Origin of the sequence: Enterobacter sp. RCC_40, from assembly GCF_041360735.1 — a bacterium.
In the GTDB taxonomy this organism is placed as follows: Bacteria; Pseudomonadota; Gammaproteobacteria; order Enterobacterales; family Enterobacteriaceae; genus Enterobacter; species Enterobacter ludwigii.
Genome location: NZ_JBFUPR010000001.1, coordinates 238,417 through 255,736, shown reverse-complemented (window position 1 = coordinate 255,736; position 17,320 = coordinate 238,417). Strand labels below are relative to the sequence as shown.

At 56.2% G+C, this 17,320-nt stretch carries 12 protein-coding genes; 9 read left to right on the top strand and 3 right to left on the bottom strand.

Going from position 1 to position 17,320, the window contains the following annotated elements; translation table 11 throughout:
- Positions 1-20: 20 nt before the first annotated feature.
- Both AB6731_RS01120 and AB6731_RS01115 read right to left on the bottom strand, forming a co-directional pair.
- Positions 21-698, bottom strand: a complete 678-nt coding sequence (locus tag AB6731_RS01120; RefSeq protein ID WP_371005775.1) for a hypothetical protein — start codon at positions 696-698, stop codon at positions 21-23.
- Positions 699-749: 51 nt separating this feature from the next.
- A complete protein-coding gene (locus AB6731_RS01115) occupies positions 750-1,334 on the bottom strand; it encodes a common pilus major fimbrillin subunit EcpA (protein WP_020883247.1) in 585 nt (194 codons plus the stop codon).
- 729 nt (positions 1,335-2,063) lie between these two features.
- On the opposite strand from AB6731_RS01115, the gene AB6731_RS01110 reads away from it, so the two are divergent.
- The 9 genes from AB6731_RS01110 to yegS all read left to right on the top strand — a co-directional run bounded on the left by AB6731_RS01110 (position 2,064) and on the right by yegS (position 16,139).
- Positions 2,064-3,272 (top strand): MdtA/MuxA family multidrug efflux RND transporter periplasmic adaptor subunit, encoded by a 1,209-nt coding sequence (locus AB6731_RS01110; RefSeq protein ID WP_371005774.1) that lies wholly within the window; start codon positions 2,064-2,066, stop codon positions 3,270-3,272.
- Positions 3,272-6,394: an MdtB/MuxB family multidrug efflux RND transporter permease subunit gene (locus tag AB6731_RS01105; RefSeq protein WP_014170848.1), complete on the top strand. Its 3,123-nt coding sequence runs from the start codon at positions 3,272-3,274 to the stop codon at positions 6,392-6,394. The genes AB6731_RS01110 and AB6731_RS01105 overlap by 1 nt, the downstream gene beginning before the upstream one ends.
- The gene (gene mdtC / locus AB6731_RS01100) at positions 6,395-9,472 is read left to right on the top strand and encodes a multidrug efflux RND transporter permease subunit MdtC (protein ID WP_371005773.1); all 3,078 of its coding nucleotides are present in this window, start codon (positions 6,395-6,397) and stop codon (positions 9,470-9,472) included.
- Positions 9,473-10,888 (top strand): MFS transporter, encoded by a 1,416-nt coding sequence (locus AB6731_RS01095; protein ID WP_063215298.1) that lies wholly within the window; start codon positions 9,473-9,475, stop codon positions 10,886-10,888.
- Positions 10,885-12,288 (top strand): two-component system sensor histidine kinase BaeS, encoded by a 1,404-nt coding sequence (baeS, locus tag AB6731_RS01090; protein WP_020883244.1) that lies wholly within the window; start codon positions 10,885-10,887, stop codon positions 12,286-12,288. The genes AB6731_RS01095 and baeS overlap by 4 nt, the downstream gene beginning before the upstream one ends.
- Positions 12,285-13,007 (top strand): two-component system response regulator BaeR, encoded by a 723-nt coding sequence (baeR, locus tag AB6731_RS01085; RefSeq protein ID WP_014170852.1) that lies wholly within the window; start codon positions 12,285-12,287, stop codon positions 13,005-13,007. Before baeS ends, baeR begins: the two co-directional genes overlap by 4 nt.
- A gap of 135 nt (positions 13,008-13,142) precedes the next feature.
- A complete protein-coding gene (locus AB6731_RS01080) occupies positions 13,143-13,475 on the top strand; it encodes a YegP family protein (RefSeq protein ID WP_014170853.1) in 333 nt (110 codons plus the stop codon).
- 154 nt (positions 13,476-13,629) lie between these two features.
- Complete coding sequence (yegQ, locus tag AB6731_RS01075) at positions 13,630-14,991, top strand: tRNA 5-hydroxyuridine modification protein YegQ (protein ID WP_032680618.1); 1,362 nt, start codon at positions 13,630-13,632, stop codon at positions 14,989-14,991.
- A 248-nt stretch (positions 14,992-15,239) separates the two neighbouring features.
- Positions 15,240-16,139, top strand: a complete 900-nt coding sequence (gene yegS / locus AB6731_RS01070; protein WP_014170856.1) for a lipid kinase YegS — start codon at positions 15,240-15,242, stop codon at positions 16,137-16,139.
- A gap of 54 nt (positions 16,140-16,193) precedes the next feature.
- Here yegS and fbaB read toward each other — a convergent pair whose 3' ends face one another.
- A complete protein-coding gene (gene fbaB, locus AB6731_RS01065; RefSeq protein WP_014170857.1) occupies positions 16,194-17,246 on the bottom strand; it encodes a class I fructose-bisphosphate aldolase in 1,053 nt (350 codons plus the stop codon).
- Positions 17,247-17,320 lie beyond the last annotated feature (74 nt).

Here is a 17,320-nt window from a genome sequence, read left to right as displayed (position 1 = left end):
ACCGGAAATGACGCCGTGTATTACTTCACTGTAATAAATTGCTTGCCATGCCAAATCCCAATGCGGGTGCGACTGTTTGACACATCGCTTTTCTGCAATCTTAGTTTTGTGCCTGGCATGACGTAATAACGCTCGCGACACCCTCGTCCCCGATCCTGTGACGCCTCTTTGCAGGCTCCGTAAGCAATGACCCGAAACGAGACGTTGCCTTTGTTGGTGATGACATCCCCGTCACGACCGTATTCGAATCGCTCCTTGCGTGGCGCCACGACCAGAATTGTCCCGATTTCTGCCGACGCCGTCGCAATCGCGGCTTTGCCAGCCTTAGTCGATGCGCTTTCGCTTACGGGTTCGTCAACCCACTGCAGCCGGTAATAACGTTCTTTGTCATCTTCAGGGCCCTTATAGAAAAAGCGAAAAACATCTTTCGCCTCACCGGGTAAAATAAGGCTCGCCGGTGTAGAAAGTAATTCTCCCGACGTTTCAAATTGCATTTCTGTTCCGTCAGGCAGCGGTGAAGAGAGCCTTTTTACGGTAACGCTCACATAGCGGGCGGAATCAGTGGTGTTGATAATTTCTTTTGATAACGCGTTTTGATCGGCCGTCATTATCGACGTGATATCACCCACATTAATCGCCAGACTGGAAAAGGATACGACCATCCCTGCCAGCGCTGCGAGTGGCAAATATTTCTTCATCAGTGCATTCCTGCGAAATTCGGGAGAGAGCCTCTCCCGAATTAATATTCATTACGCTGGAGTGGTCCAGGTTGCATTGAACTGAACTTTTACGTCACCCGTCCAGTAACCATCCGGCAGCGCAGAATAGTCAGTTACAGCAGTCGAACCGTCAGAAGTCGCTGAAGCGATGGAGAATTTGAAGCTGGACTGATCGCTTACACGCTCAGCGCCGTTATAGGCTCCATCGGCCAGCAGGCTTTCCAGACCTGAAGTGGAAGCCGCATTCACCAGAACGGTTTCGGCAGAGTTAGACAGCGCCTGACCATTCCATGCCACGCCCACATTCAGAGTAGATGCATCACCGCTTGCATTGGTCAGCGTATTGCTGATGACCTGAGCAGTCAGTTCAAAATCGGTTGCACTTTCCTGTCCCTGAATCGTCACATCAAAAGCGCCATCCTGAGTGTTAAACCCATTCAGGCCCTCTGCATACTGGAACGTCAGCGAGTTCAATGGGGTCACGACCAGCAGGCTGGTTGTATCTTTCGTGGCCGTTGCATCCCATGATGCGGTGGCAGATGCCGTAACATCAGCCATAGCATTTGCAGCAGCAAATACAGAAACCAGAGAGGCCACCAGTAATAATTTTTTCATTTTCATCTCCTGAGAACAAACGTACTGCCAGGTGCCATTTAATAAATAACCTGGAAGCTCCATTTAAATGCGAACGGGATTTACCGCGCCAAAAAAGTATTATTTGAATTATGTTTCAGGACAACCAATCGAATGACGAAAAAACCCTCCGCTGTTAGGATTTTTCTCATAATCATTCATGACGAGATCGCTTAAATAAAAACATAAAACCATTTAAATAACATTTTTAAAATAAAAATCTATAATTATCGCAATTTTAGGTAATTTAAACTGTTTTAGCTTTTTGATACAAATCAAAAGTGGTGCATTGAAAGGAATAACAAAAACATATTTCAAATCAAATAAATACGTCACATTGCAAAAAATCATTAGTTTGTTAATGATTTGATAACAAGATGAAAAATATTGGTATAACAGAGAATATTCCGATCCTTACATGATGAATAATGAAATTTTCCTAAAGACAAATTAAATAATAAAACCAATTGTTATCTTTCTCCGTTTCTCACCCGGCAGATAAATAATAAGAATATTTCAGGTGACAGGGAATATTCCTGGTAAATTATGCACTGGCAATTGAGCCGATTTGAAGGCCGCCTCACGCCGCGCCCCTCCCCCTGCCAATCAGACAAATCCAGACAGTCTTCCATATTTCCTCCATTTTTCTGCCGTGTTGCCTGACTAAACTAGTATCATTACCCGAAGTATTCAGGATGAGAACGTATAACGATGAAAGGCAGTAACAAATCCCGCTGGGCAATCGCCGCTGGCATCATTGTGGTGGCTCTTGCCGCCGCCTGGTTCTGGCACAATCACTCTTCTGACACTTCCGCAGGTGCCAGCAGCCCATCACAGCGTCCCGCGAGTGGCGGACGTCACGGCATGCGCGGCGGTGCGCTGGCTCCCGTTCAGGCGGCTACTGCGGTAAATAAAGCGGTGCCCCGTTATCTCTCCGGGCTGGGAACCATTACCGCCGCCAACACCGTTACGGTTCGCAGCCGTGTGGACGGGCAGCTGATGGCGCTTCACTTCCAGGAAGGCCAGCAGGTTAAAGCCGGGGACTTACTGGCGGAAATTGACCCAAGCCAGTTTAAAGTCACCCTCGCGCAGGCACAGGGCCAGCTCGCGAAAGACAAGGCCACGCTCGCGAACGCCCGACGCGATTTGGCACGCTACCAGCAACTGGTGAAAACCAACCTGGTATCGCGTCAGGAACTGGATACGCAGCAGTCTCTGGTCAGCGAAGCGCTGGGCACCCTTAAAGCTGACGAAGCCGCCGTGGCCAGCGCACAGTTACAGCTCGACTGGAGCCGCATCACCGCCCCGATTGACGGCCGCGTCGGTCTGAAGCAGGTTGATATTGGCAACCAGATTTCCAGCGGCGATACCACCGGTATCGTGGTCATCACCCAGACGCATCCTGTCGATTTAGTCTTTACCCTGCCGGAGAGCGACATCGCAACCGTGGTTCATGCGCAAAAAGCCGGCAAAGGGCTGGTTGTGGAGGCCTGGGATCGCACCAACACGCAAAAATTGAGCGAAGGCACCCTGCTCAGTCTGGATAACCAGATTGACACCACCACCGGCACCATCAAGTTAAAAGCCCGCTTTAACAATCAGGATGATGCGCTTTTCCCGAATCAGTTCGTGAATGCGCGGATGCTGGTCGCAACGCAGGAAAATGCGGTCGTTATCCCAACGGCGGCGCTGCAGATGGGCAACGAAGGGAACTTTGTCTGGGTGCTTAACAGTGAGAATAACGTCAGCAAGCATCTGGTGAAAACCGGCATTCAGGACAGCCAGACGGTGGTGATCAGCGCCGGCCTTTCCGCAGGTGACCGCGTGGTTACCGACGGTATTGATCGTCTCACCGAGGGGGCGAAAGTCGAAGTGGTTGAAGGCCAGCAACAGCCTGCTAAGCAGGGAGCGACTTCCTGATGCAGGTTATGCCCCCGAGCTCTACAGGTGGGCCTTCACGCCTGTTTATTCTGCGCCCTGTTGCCACCACGCTGTTAATGGTGGCAATTCTGCTGGCCGGGATTATTGGCTATCGCTTCCTGCCCGTCTCGGCGCTGCCGGAAGTGGATTATCCCACCATCCAGGTGGTCACCCTTTATCCGGGTGCGAGCCCGGATGTGGTGACGTCGGCCATCACCGCGCCGCTGGAGCGCCAGTTTGGTCAGATGTCTGGCCTGAAGCAAATGTCCTCGCAAAGCTCCGGCGGAGCATCCGTGGTGACGCTGCAGTTCCAGCTTACGCTCTCACTCGACGTTGCCGAACAGGAAGTACAGGCCGCGATTAACGCAGCCACCAACCTGCTGCCATCGGACCTGCCCAACCCACCGGTCTACAGCAAAGTAAACCCGGCGGATCCGCCGATCATGACGCTCGCCGTCACCTCCTCCGCCATGCCGATGACTCAGGTCGAAGACATGGTCGAAACGCGCGTGGCGCAGAAAATTTCACAGGTCTCTGGCGTGGGGCTGGTTACGCTTGCCGGGGGTCAACGTCCGGCGGTGCGCGTGAAACTCAATGCCCAGGCCATTGCCGCGCTGGGCCTCACCAGCGAAACCATCCGCAGCGCCATCAGTAACGCCAACGTCAACTCGGCGAAAGGCTCGCTTGATGGCCCAACCCGGGCCGTGACCCTCTCGGCGAACGATCAAATGCAGTCCGCGGATGAATATCGACAGCTGATCGTCGCGTACCAGAACGGTGCGCCGGTGCGTCTGGGCGATGTGGCAACCGTTGAGCAAGGTGCGGAAAACAGCTGGCTCGGCGCCTGGGCCAACAAACAGCAGGCAATCGTGATGAACGTCCAGCGCCAGCCGGGTGCCAATATCATTGAAACCGCAGACAGCATTCGCACTATGCTGCCGCAGCTGATTGAAAGCCTGCCCAGGTCAGTTAGCGTGAAAGTGCTGTCTGACCGGACCACCAATATTCGCGCGTCCGTGACTGACACCCAGTTTGAACTGATGCTGGCGATTGCGCTGGTGGTGATGATCATCTATCTGTTCCTGCGTAACGTCCCGGCGACCCTCATTCCTGCCGTCGCCGTGCCGCTCTCACTGGTGGGAACATTTGCCGTCATGGTGTTCCTCGATTTTTCGATAAATAACCTGACGCTGATGGCCCTTACCATTGCCACCGGCTTTGTGGTCGATGACGCTATCGTTGTTATCGAGAACATCTCGCGCTATATCGAAAAAGGCGAAAAACCGTTAGCCGCGGCGCTGAAAGGAGCGGGCGAGATCGGCTTTACCATTATCTCCCTCACCTTCTCACTGATTGCGGTACTGATCCCACTGCTGTTTATGGGCGATATCGTCGGGCGTTTGTTCCGCGAATTTGCCGTGACGCTGGCCGTCGCCATTCTGATTTCCGCCGTGGTGTCACTTACCCTCACGCCGATGATGTGCGCCCGTATGCTGAGCCACGCCTCCCTTCGCAAGCAAAACCGCTTCTCGCGCGCCTCTGAGCGGATGTTCGAACGCATTATTGCCGCTTACGGGCGGGTGCTGGCGAAAGTGCTTAACCATCCATGGGCAACCCTTGGCGTGGCGCTTGGTACGCTGGCGCTCAGCGTTATGCTGTGGATTTTCATCCCGAAAGGCTTCTTTCCGATTCAGGACAACGGCATTATCCAGGGCACGCTTCAGGCACCGCAGACGGTCTCCTTCGCTAACATGGCGCAGCGTCAGCAGCAGGTGTCAGAGATCATCATGAAAGATCCGGCAGTAGAGAGCCTGACCTCGTATGTCGGTGTCGATGGCACCAACCCGTCGCTGAACAGTGCCCGCCTGCAGATCAACCTTAAACCGCTTGACGATCGCGACGACCGCGTGCAAACGGTGATCGACCGCCTGCAAACTGCCGTGGCGCGCGTCCCGGGTATTGAGCTGTACCTCCAGCCGATTCAGGATTTAACCATCGATACCCAGGTGAGCCGTACCCAGTACCAGTTCACGTTGCAGGCCACCACCCTTGATGCACTCAGCACCTGGGTACCGCAACTGGTGGATAAACTCAACGCCCTGCCGCAGCTCTCGGACGTCAGCAGCGACTGGCAGGACAAAGGGCTGGCGGCGTATGTGAACGTCAACCGCGATACCGCCAGCCGGCTTGGGATCACCATGGCCGACGTGGATAATGCGCTGTATAACGCATTCGGTCAGCGTCTGATCTCCACCATCTATACCCAGGCGAATCAGTATCGCGTGGTGCTGGAACACAACACGGAAAACACGCCCGGCCTGGCCGCGCTCGATTCAGTGCGCCTGACCAGCAAAGACGGGGGCATCGTGCCCCTCAGCGCCATCGCGACGGTGGAAGAGCGCTACACACCGCTGTCGATTAACCATCTGGATCAGTTCCCGTCCACCACCATCTCGTTTAACGTACCGGACGGTTATTCACTGGGCGAAGCGGTGGAGTCCATTCTGGCCGCAGAGAAGACGCTGAACTTCCCGTCCGATATTCAGACCCAGTTCCAGGGCAGCACGCTGGCGTTCCAGGCCGCGCTGGGCAACACCATCTGGCTGATTGTCGCGGCCGTGGTGGCGATGTATATCGTGCTCGGTGTGCTGTATGAAAGCTTTATTCACCCTATTACCATCCTCTCCACCCTGCCAACGGCGGGCGTGGGGGCGCTGCTGGCATTGATGCTGGCGGGGAGCGAGCTGGACGTGATTGCCATCATTGGGATCATCCTGCTTATCGGGATCGTGAAGAAAAACGCCATCATGATGATCGACTTTGCCCTTGCCGCCGAGCGCGAGCAGGGGATGTCGCCGCGCGAGGCAATTTTCCAGGCCTGCCTGCTGCGTTTTCGCCCGATCCTGATGACCACGCTCGCCGCCCTGCTAGGTGCCCTGCCGTTGATGCTCAGTACCGGCGTCGGGGCCGAGCTGCGTCGTCCGCTGGGGATTGGTATGGTCGGTGGCCTGCTGGTAAGCCAGGTCCTGACCCTGTTCACCACACCGGTCATTTATCTGCTGTTTGACCGTCTGGCGCTGTGGACGAAAAGCCGCTTCCCGAAACGTGAAGAGGAGGCGTAAATGAAGTTTTTCGCCCTCTTCATTTATCGCCCAGTGGCGACGATTTTACTCTCACTCGCCATCACCCTGTGCGGCGTCCTGGGCTTCCGGCTGCTGCCGGTGGCCCCGCTGCCGCAGGTGGATTTCCCGGTGATCATGGTCAGCGCCTCGCTGCCCGGTGCATCACCGGAAACCATGGCCTCGTCGGTTGCCACACCGCTGGAACGTTCACTCGGGCGAATTGCCGGGGTCAACGAGATGACCTCCAGCAGCTCGCTTGGCAGCACGCGCATCATTCTGGAATTCAGCTTCGACCGGGATATTAACGGCGCCGCGCGCGATGTGCAGGCGGCGATCAACGCCGCGCAGAACCTGCTACCGAGCGGGATGCCGGGCCGTCCGACATACCGTAAAGCGAACCCGTCCGATGCGCCGATCATGATCCTGACGCTTACCTCGGACACCTATTCGCAGGGGCAGCTGTACGATTTCGCCTCCACCCAACTGGCGCAGACTCTTGCCCAGATTAACGGCGTGGGTGATGTCAGCGTTGGCGGAAGCTCTCTGCCCGCGGTGCGCGTGGGCTTAAACCCGCAGGCGCTGTTTAACCAGGGTGTTTCACTGGACGATGTGCGCTCCGCCATCAGCAATGCAAACGTGCGCAAACCGCAGGGGGCCATCGAGAACAGTAGCCACCGCTGGCAGATCCAGACTAACGATGAGCTGAAAACCGCTGCGGAATACCAGCCGCTGATCATTCACTACAACAACGGTGCGGCGGTGCGCCTGAGCGATGTCGCGAGCGTCACCGACTCGGTGCAGGACGTGCGCAATGCCGGGATGACCAACGCTAAACCGGCCATTTTGCTGATGATCCGCAAGCTGCCGGAAGCCAACATTATTGAGACGGTGAACAGTATCCGCGCGAGATTGCCGGAACTCCAGCAGACCATCCCGGCGGCGATCGATCTGCAGATTGCCCAGGATCGCTCCCCCACCATTCGCGCCTCGCTCGAAGAGGTGGAGCAGACGCTTGTGATCTCCGTTGCGCTGGTGATTCTGGTGGTCTTCCTGTTTCTGCGTTCAGGCCGGGCCACGCTGATCCCCGCGGTGGCAGTACCTGTCTCGCTGATAGGGACCTTCGCGGCGATGTACCTGTGCGGATTTAGCCTTAACAACCTGTCGCTGATGGCGCTGACGATTGCCACCGGCTTCGTGGTGGATGACGCCATTGTGGTGCTGGAGAACATCTCGCGCCATCTGGAGGCGGGGATGAAACCGCTGCAGGCCGCGCTGCAGGGAACGCGTGAAGTGGGCTTTACGGTACTGTCGATGAGCCTGTCGCTGGTGGCGGTGTTCCTGCCGTTACTGCTGATGGGCGGCCTGCCTGGCCGGCTGTTACGGGAGTTTGCCGTCACGCTCTCGGTCGCCATCGGTATTTCATTGATCGTGTCCCTCACGCTTACGCCGATGATGTGCGGCTGGATGTTAAAACGCAGCAAGCCCCACTCTCAGCCGCGCCGTAAGGGGTTTGGTCGCTTCCTGCTGGCGATGCAGGAGAGCTATGGTAAGTCCCTGAAGTGGGTGCTGAGGCATACGCGCATTGTCGGCCTGGTGCTGATTGGCACCATCGTGCTCAACGTCTGGATGTACATTACTATCCCGAAAACCTTCTTCCCGGAGCAGGACACCGGGGTGCTGATGGGCGGGATCCAGGCAGACCAGAGTATTTCGTTTCAGGCCATGCGCGGCAAGCTGCAGGACTTTATGAAGATCATCCGCGAAGATAAAGCGGTAGATAACGTAACCGGCTTCACCGGCGGTTCGCGGGTGAACAGCGGGATGATGTTTATCACCCTGAAGCCGCGTGACGAGCGCAATGAAACCGCCCAGCAGGTTATCGACCGCCTGCGCGTGAAGCTCGCCAAAGAGCCGGGCGCTAATCTGTTTTTGATGGCCGTTCAGGATATCCGCGTCGGCGGGCGTCAGGCTAACGCCAGCTATCAATACACGTTACTCTCTGACGATTTAGCCGCCCTGCGCGAGTGGGAGCCTAAGATCCGCAAGGCGCTGGCCGCCCTGCCACAGCTGGCGGACGTTAACTCCGATCAGCAGGACAACGGCGCAGAAATGGCGCTAACCTACAATCGTGAAACCATGTCACGTCTGGGGATTAACGTCGATGCCGCCAACAGCCTGCTGAACAATGCCTTCGGCCAGCGTGAGATTTCCACCATCTACCAGCCCATGAACCAATACAAGGTGGTGATGGAGGTGGACCCACGTTACACCCAGGACATCAGCGCGCTGGACAAAATGTTTGTGATTAATAACGACGGTAAGGCGATCCCGCTCTCTTACTTTGCCAGCTGGCAGCCGGCTAACGCGCCGCTGTCGGTGAACCACCAGGGCCTTTCGGCGGCGTCGACCATCTCCTTTAACCTGCCAGCCGGTTCGTCCCTCTCTGAGGCCAGCGATGCAATCAACCGTGCGATGACCCAGCTTGGCGTGCCGTCCACGGTACGCGGCAGTTTTGCCGGTACCGCGCAGGTGTTCCAGGAGACGATGAATTCGCAGGTGATTTTGATTCTGGCGGCCATTGCGACAGTCTATATCGTGCTGGGCGTGCTTTATGAAAGCTACGTCCATCCGCTGACCATTCTCTCCACGCTGCCGTCGGCGGGCGTCGGGGCGCTGCTGGCGCTGGAGCTGTTCGGCGCGCCCTTCAGCCTGATTGCGCTGATTGGTATCATGCTGTTAATTGGCATCGTGAAGAAAAACGCCATCATGATGGTGGACTTCGCGCTGGACGCCCAGCGAAATGGCAACCTGACGCCAGAAGAGGCCATATTCCAGGCCTGTCTGCTGCGTTTTCGCCCGATCATGATGACCACGCTGGCGGCGCTGTTTGGCGCGCTGCCGCTGGTGATTTCCAGCGGTGACGGCTCAGAATTGCGCCAGCCGCTGGGGATCACCATTGTCGGGGGGCTGGTGATGAGCCAGCTGCTGACGCTCTACACCACGCCGGTGGTCTATCTGTTCTTTGACCGTCTGCGGGTGCGTTTTTCGCGTAAAAAAAGAACGACGGTAACCGAATAAATGACCGACCTCCCACGTCACGTACGCTGGCAGCTGTGGATTGTCGCCTTCGGCTTCTTTATGCAGTCGCTGGATACAACCATCGTCAATACCGCCCTCCCCTCGATGGCAAAAAGCCTGGGGGAGAGTCCGCTGCATATGCATATGGTGATTGTCTCCTATGTATTAACGGTGGCCGTTATGCTTCCGGCCAGCGGCTGGCTGGCGGACAAAGTGGGCGTGCGGAATATCTTTTTCACCGCCATCGTGCTGTTTACCACAGGCTCGCTGTTTTGCGCCCAGGCGAATACGCTGGATCAACTGGTGATGGCCCGCGCGTTACAGGGCATTGGCGGGGCGATGATGGTGCCTGTCGGGCGGCTGACGGTGATGAAGATTGTGCCCCGCGAGCAGTACATGGCCGCAATGACCTTCGTCACCCTGCCCGGCCAGGTCGGCCCGCTGCTTGGCCCGGCGCTGGGCGGAGTGCTGGTGGAGTATGCCTCCTGGCACTGGATCTTCTTAATCAACCTGCCGGTGGGCATCATCGGCGCGATTGCCACCCTGATGCTGATGCCTAACTACACCATGCAGACCCGGCGCTTTGATTTCCTGGGTTTTATCCTGCTGGCGGCGGGGATGGCGATGCTCACCCTCGCGCTTGATGGCCAAAAAGGCCTCGGGATTTCCGCCCTGACGCTTGGCCTTCTGGTGGCGCTCGGCATTACCGCTATCCTGTGGTACCTCTGGCATGCCAGAGGTAACGAGAGCGCGTTGTTCACGCTCGATCTGTTTAAAAACCCCACCTATCGTCTGGGCCTGTTCGGGAGCTTTGCCGGGCGCGTCGGCAGCGGCATGTTGCCCTTTATGACGCCGGTCTTTTTGCAGATTGGAATGGGATTTTCACCGTTTCACGCCGGGTTGATGATGATCCCGATGGTACTTGGCAGCATGGGAATGAAACGTATCGTGGTGCAGGTGGTTAACCGTTTTGGTTATCGCCACGTTCTGGTTGCCGCGACGCTTGGGTTGGCCCTGGTGAGCCTGCTGTTTATGGCCGTGGCGCTGCTGGGCTGGTACTACGCGCTGCCGCTGGTGCTGTTCTGCCAGGGCATAATTAACTCCATGCGCTTTTCATCAATGAATACCCTGACGTTAAAAGCACTCCCGGATGACCTGGCGAGCAGCGGAAACAGCCTGCTGTCGATGATCATGCAGCTCTCCATGAGCGTAGGGGTGACCCTTGCCGGTTTACTGCTCGGCATGTACGGACAGCATCATCTTAGCGTCGACACGCCGGTCGCCCATCAGGTCTTTTTGTATACCTATCTCAGCATGGCGGTGATTATCGCCCTGCCCGCGTTCATCTTCGCCAGAGTGCCGGATGATACCCGTAAGAACGTCGTTATCCGACACGGCAAAAGGAGTGCACCATGAAATTCTGGCGTCCGGGCATTACCGGTAAACTCTTTGTGGCGATATTTGCCACCTGTATCGTGCTGCTGGTCACCATGCACTGGGCCGTGCGGGTCAGTTTCGAACGGGGTTTTATTGATTACATCAAGCATGGTAATGAACAGCGTTTACAGGGGCTGAGCGATGCGTTGAGCGATCAGTATGCCCTGCACGGTAACTGGCGTTTTCTGCGCAATAACGACCGCTTCGTATTCCAGATCCTGCGCTCGCTTGAGCATGATACCGGTGACGATCGCCCGGGGCCCGGGATGCCGCCGCACGGCTGGCGCACCCAGTTCTGGGTGATAGACCAGGATATGCGCGTACTGGTTGGCCCGCGCGCGCCCATTCCGCCAGATGGCACAAAGCGGGCGATCACAGTGAATAACGCCACCGTCGGCTGGGTGATCGCCTCGCCGGTTGAACGCCTGACGCGCAACACCGATATCAACTTTGATCGTCAGCAGCGCCGCACCAGCTGGTTGATTGTCGCGCTCTCCACCCTGCTGGCCGCGCTCGCGACCTTCCCGCTGGCCCGTGGCCTGCTCGCGCCGGTTAAACGGCTGGTGGAAGGGACGCATAAGCTGGCCGCCGGGGATTTCTCCACCCGCGTCGATACCCGTAGCCAGGACGAACTCGGTAAGCTGGCGCAGGACTTTAACCAGCTCGCCAGCACCCTGGAAAAAAACCAGCAGATGCGACGCGATTTTATGGCCGATATTTCCCATGAACTCCGCACGCCGCTGGCGGTGCTGCGCGGCGAGCTGGAAGCTATTCAGGACGGCGTGCGTCAGTTCACTCCCGAATCGGTCGCCTCGCTGCAGGCGGAAGTGGGCACGCTGACCAAACTGGTCGATGACCTCCACCAGCTCTCCATGTCGGACGAAGGCGCGCTGGCCTACCAGAAAGCGCCCGTCGATGTAATAAACGTGCTGGAGGTGGTAAGCGGTGCCTTCCGCGAACGTTTCGCCAGCCGCAACCTGAAAATCGATCTCTCACTGCCTGACAGCGCCGTGGTGTTTGGCGATAAAGACCGCCTGATGCAGCTGTTCAACAATCTGCTGGAAAATAGCCTGCGCTACACCGACAGCGGCGGTGGCCTGCATATTTCCGGCAAACAAGAAAACGGGCATTTTGCCCTGACCTTTGCGGATTCCGCCCCCGGCGTGCAGGATGCACAGCTGGAAAAACTGTTTGAGCGATTTTATCGCACCGAAGGCTCCCGCAATCGCGCCAGCGGCGGGTCCGGTCTGGGACTGGCGATTTGCGTAAACATCGTCGAGGCCCATAATGGCACGATCCGCGCCGCCCATTCGCCTTTTGGCGGGGTAAGCATTACAGTAGAGTTACCTCTGGAACGGGATTTATCGAGAGAAGCATGACCGAGTTACCGATTGACGAAAACACGCCACGCATTTTGATTGTCGAAGACGAGCCGAAGCTCGGGCAGTTACTGATCGACTATTTACGCGCGGCAAGCTATGCCCCCACGCTTATCAGCCATGGCGATCAGGTGCTGCCTTATGTGCGCCAGACGCCGCCGGACCTGATCCTGCTGGATCTGATGCTCCCCGGAACCGATGGCCTGACCCTGTGCCGGGAAATTCGTCGCTTCTCAGACGTGCCAGTGGTAATGGTGACGGCGAAAATCGAAGAGATCGACCGCCTGCTGGGCCTCGAAATTGGCGCGGATGATTACATCTGCAAGCCATACAGCCCGCGTGAAGTGGTCGCGCGCGTAAAAACCATTCTGCGCCGCTGTAAGCCGCATCGTGAACTGCAGGTACTGGATGCGGAAAGCCCACTTATCGTCGATGAAAGCCGCTTCCAGGCGAGCTGGCGCGGCAAGCTGCTGGATCTCACCCCCGCCGAATTCCGCCTGTTGAAAACCCTCTCCCACGAGCCGGGGAAGGTCTTCTCCCGCGAGCAACTGCTGAACCGTCTGTATGATGATTACCGCGTCGTGACTGACCGTACCATCGACAGCCATATTAAAAACCTGCGCCGCAAGCTGGAAGCCCTCGACGCGGAGCAGTCATTTATCCGCGCGGTGTATGGCGTGGGCTACCGATGGGAAGCCGATGCCTGCAGGATAGCCTGAGCATTTAGCTTACCGAACCCGCCTGCTGGCGGGTTTTTCATTTCTGGAAAGCAACGAAGAATCAACCATACTCACATTACCGGTTCGCTTATTGATAACTGGTGCAGATAATTCCACTTCGTTCAAGGAGTTCCTATGTCTGGTTGGTTCGAGTTAAACAAAAGCAGTGATGGTCAGTTCAGGTTTGTTCTCAAAGCAGGAAACGGAGAAACGATCCTGACCAGTGAGCTTTACACCACCAAAAATTCCGCCGAAAACGGTATCGCCTCCGTTCGCACCAATAGCCCTTCTGATGAACGTTATGAGAAGAAAGTGGCCACCAACGGTAAATTCCACTTCAATCTGAAGGCCGGGAATCATCAGGTTATTGGCAGCAGCCAGATGTATGCCTCGGAACAGTCGCGAGATAAAGGCATCGCGTCGGTCAAAACTAACGGTTCAAGCCAGACGGTAAAAGACAATACCTGACGACACGCCTCCGGCCGGGTTAGCGATGGTACGACCCGGCGCTTTACCTCCCTGTCCCTCAGCGCTACAATGCCCGCCCTTAAAGTGGGGGATCTCCCCTTACCGCTGCACCTGGTGCATGCGGATCTGACCTGTCATCAGAACGAGAACAAACATGTTTAAACCGGAACTCCTTTCCCCGGCGGGAACGCTGCAAAATATGCGTTACGCTTTCGCCTATGGTGCTGACGCCGTCTATGCTGGCCAGCCGCGCTACTCACTGCGCGTGCGTAACAATGAATTCAACCACGAGAACCTGCAGCTCGGCATTAACGAAGCACATGCCCTGGGCAAAAAATTCTACGTGGTGGTCAACATTGCGCCGCATAACGCCAAGCTGAAAACGTTCATTCGCGATCTGAAGCCGGTGGTTGATATGGGACCGGACGCACTGATCATGTCGGACCCGGGTTTAATTATGCTGGTTCGGGAGAACTTCCCGGAGATGGATATTCACCTCTCCGTTCAGGCCAACGCCGTTAACTGGGCAACGGTGAAATTCTGGAAACAGATGGGGCTGACCCGCGTCATTCTGTCTCGTGAACTTTCGCTGGAAGAGATTGAAGAGATCCGCACGCAGGTGCCGGATATGGAAATCGAAATCTTCGTTCACGGCGCGCTGTGCATGGCCTACTCCGGTCGTTGCCTGCTCTCGGGATACATCAACAAGCGTGACCCGAACCAGGGTACCTGCACCAACGCCTGCCGCTGGGAATATAACGTTGAGGAAGGCAAAGAAGACGACATCGGCAATATCGTCCACAAACATGAGCCTATCCCGGTGACCAACGTGGAGCCAACCTTAGGCATCGGCGCGCCAACTGACAGCGTGTTCATGATTGAAGAGGCCAAACGTCCGGGTGAGTACATGACCGCCTTTGAAGACGAGCATGGCACTTACATCATGAACTCCAAAGACCTGCGTGCGATTGCGCACGTTGAGCGTCTGACGCAGATGGGCGTGCATTCCCTGAAAATTGAAGGCCGTACCAAGTCCTACTACTACTGCGCGCGTACTGCTCAGGTGTACCGTAAAGCCATCGACGATGCCGCTGCCGGCAAGCCGTTCGATACCAGCCTGCTGGAAACCCTGGAAGGCCTGGCGCATCGCGGTTATACCGAAGGCTTCCTGCGTCGTCACACCCATGACGATTACCAGAACTACGAACACGGCTATTCCGTTTCCGAGCGCCAGCAGTTTGTCGGTGATTTTACCGGTGAGCGCAAAGGTGCGCTGGCCGCCGTTGCGGTCAAGAACAAATTCACCAAAGGCGACAGCCTGGAGTTAATGACCCCGCAGGGCAACATGAACTTCACCCTGGAACATCTGGAAAACGGTAAAGGCGAAGCAATTGACGTGGCGCCAGGCAACGGCCATACCGTCTGGCTGCCGGTACCCGAAGAAGTGGAGCTGGAGTTTGCGCTGCTGATGCGTAATTTCAACGGTGAAAGTACCCGTAACCCGCACAGTAAATAATCAAGCAGGGAAATTTTTTCGCGCTGGGATAATTCTTAGAATCGGATCACATACCGCTTCGTTCAATACGGGTATTATCCCCCCGCTGAAAAACATAACCCATAAATGCTAGCTGTACCAGGAACCACCTCCTTAGCCTGCGTAATCTCCCTTACGCGGGCTTATTTTTTGCCTTTCATCCTGTTCTTACCCGCTTTTTTCCTCCCTGCTATACACTCTTACTAACGCTAAAAAAGGGAGCAGCGCGGATGGCAATCTATCCAGACAGTTTATTGATTCTCAATGGCAAAAGTGCGGGCAACGATTTGTTGCGCCAGGCAGTGACGGATTTGCGTGAAGACGGTGCGCGTATACACGTGCGAGTGACGTGGGAAAAAGGTGATGCGGCACGCTATATCGACGAAGGCCTGAAGCTCGGAGTCGAAACCATTATTTCTGGCGGGGGCGATGGCACCATTAATGAAATTGCCGGCGCTCTGATAGATCTTCCTGCAACCGACCGCCCGGTGATGGGCATTTTGCCGCTCGGTACGGCCAACGATTTCGCCACCAGCGCCGGGATCCCGGAAGAACTGGGAAAAGCCTTGCAGCTGGCTATCCTTGGCAAAGCCACCGCCGTGGATATTGCTCAGGTGAATGAAAAAACCTGTTTTATCAATATGGCGACCGGTGGATTCGGGACGCGCATTACCAGCGAAACCCCTGAAAAGCTGAAGGCAGCGCTGGGCGGCGTCTCGTATCTGATCCATGGACTGATGCGTATGGATACCCTGAAGCCGGACCGCTGTGAGATTCACGGCGAGAACTTTCAGTGGCAGGGTGATGCGCTGGTGATTGGTATCGGTAATGGCCGTCAGGCCGGTGGCGGACAGCAGTTATGCCCGGAGGCGCTGATCAATGATGGTCAGTTACAGCTGCGTATTTTCACGGGTGATGGCCTGCTGCCTGCGCTGTTTACCACCCTGACCCAGCCAGAGGAGAGCCCGAATATTATTGCCGGTAAATCCGCGTGGTTTGAAGTGAATGCCCCACACGGCATGACGTTTAATCTTGACGGAGAGCCGCTGAGCGGAAAGCAGTTCCGCATTGAGGTGTTACCGGGCGCGCTACAGTGCCGGCTGCCACCGGACTGCCAGCTTCTGCGTTGACAGTGTGGCCGGGCGGCGGTAATGCCTGACCCGGCCAGCGTTTTACAAAAAGTCTTAAGCGATAGTCACTTTGCTGTCCAGGTACACATCCTGCACGGCATTGATCAGCTTCACGCCGTCAGCCATCGATTTTTTAAACGCCTTACGGCCCAGGATCAACCCCATACCGCCCGCGCGCTTATTGATAACCGCCGTGCGCACCGCGTCGGAGAGATCGGTGTCGCCACCCGCCGCACCACCGGAGTTAATTAACCCGGCACGTCCCATATAGCAGTTCGCCAGCTGATAACGCACCAGGTCGATAGGGTTTTCGCTGGTCAGTTTGCTGTAGACCCGGTCATCGGTGTAACCGAAGTTTACCGCTTTATAACCGCCGTTATTTTCCGCCATCTTCTGCTTCACAATATCCGCGCCAATGGTTGCCGCCAGATGGTTCGCCTGGCCGGTCAGGTCGGCAGAAACGTGGTAATCCACTCCGTCTTTCTTGAATGCGGAGTTACGCAGATACGCCCACAGAACGGTGACCATACCCAGCTCATGCGCGCGTTCGAAGGCAGCAGAAATTTCTTCAATCTGGCGACGCGACTGCTCAGAACCAAAGTAGATCGTCGCCCCAACCGCGACTGCACCCATATTGAACGCCTGCTCTACGCTGGCGTAAAGCGTCTGATCGTATTCGGTCGGGTAGCTCAGGGTTTCGTTGTGATTCAGTTTGACGAGGAATGGAATGCGGTGGGCATAGCGACGCGATACGGAGGCCAGTACGCCATAGGTGGACGCCACGCAGTTACAGCCTGCTTCTATCGCCAGTTCGACGATGTTCTTCGGATCGAAATACAACGGGTTCGCCGCAAAGGAGGCGCCCGCGGAGTGCTCAACGCCCTGGTCAACCGGCAGAATAGAAAGATACCCGGTTCCCCCCAGTCGCCCGGTATTATAGAGGGTCTGCATATTTCGCAGTACCGCAGGCGGACGGTTGTTATCAACCATCACGCGGTCGACGTAATCGTGGCCAGGCAGATAAAGCTGGTCGGCTGGAATGGTCATACAACGATGCTGTAAAAGGCTGTCGGCGTCTTTGCCAAGCAACTGCGCAATATCAGTCATGTGATGCTCCCGTAAGCCCGACGTGATGTCGGTGAGTGTTTATCCAGACCCATAGCATTATGGGCAGACTAAGC

Excerpts from the sequence above, each read along its gene's own strand:
- AB6731_RS01105 (WP_014170848.1), top strand. The coding sequence starts at position 3,272 with ATGCAGGTTATGCCCCCGAGCTCTACAGGTGGGCCTTCACGCCTGTTT.
- fbaB (WP_014170857.1), bottom strand. The coding sequence starts at position 17,246 with ATGACTGATATTGCGCAGTTGCTTGGCAAAGACGCCGACAGCCTTTTA.
- yegS (WP_014170856.1), top strand. The coding sequence starts at position 15,240 with ATGGCAATCTATCCAGACAGTTTATTGATTCTCAATGGCAAAAGTGCG.
- baeS (WP_020883244.1), top strand. The coding sequence starts at position 10,885 with ATGAAATTCTGGCGTCCGGGCATTACCGGTAAACTCTTTGTGGCGATA.
- AB6731_RS01115 (WP_020883247.1), bottom strand. The coding sequence starts at position 1,334 with ATGAAAAAATTATTACTGGTGGCCTCTCTGGTTTCTGTATTTGCTGCT.
- AB6731_RS01110 (WP_371005774.1), top strand. The coding sequence starts at position 2,064 with ATGAAAGGCAGTAACAAATCCCGCTGGGCAATCGCCGCTGGCATCATT.
- AB6731_RS01120 (WP_371005775.1), bottom strand. The coding sequence starts at position 698 with ATGAAGAAATATTTGCCACTCGCAGCGCTGGCAGGGATGGTCGTATCC.
- yegQ (WP_032680618.1), top strand. The coding sequence starts at position 13,630 with ATGTTTAAACCGGAACTCCTTTCCCCGGCGGGAACGCTGCAAAATATG.
- mdtC (WP_371005773.1), top strand. The coding sequence starts at position 6,395 with ATGAAGTTTTTCGCCCTCTTCATTTATCGCCCAGTGGCGACGATTTTA.
- AB6731_RS01080 (WP_014170853.1), top strand. The coding sequence starts at position 13,143 with ATGTCTGGTTGGTTCGAGTTAAACAAAAGCAGTGATGGTCAGTTCAGG.
- baeR (WP_014170852.1), top strand. The coding sequence starts at position 12,285 with ATGACCGAGTTACCGATTGACGAAAACACGCCACGCATTTTGATTGTC.
- AB6731_RS01095 (WP_063215298.1), top strand. The coding sequence starts at position 9,473 with ATGACCGACCTCCCACGTCACGTACGCTGGCAGCTGTGGATTGTCGCC.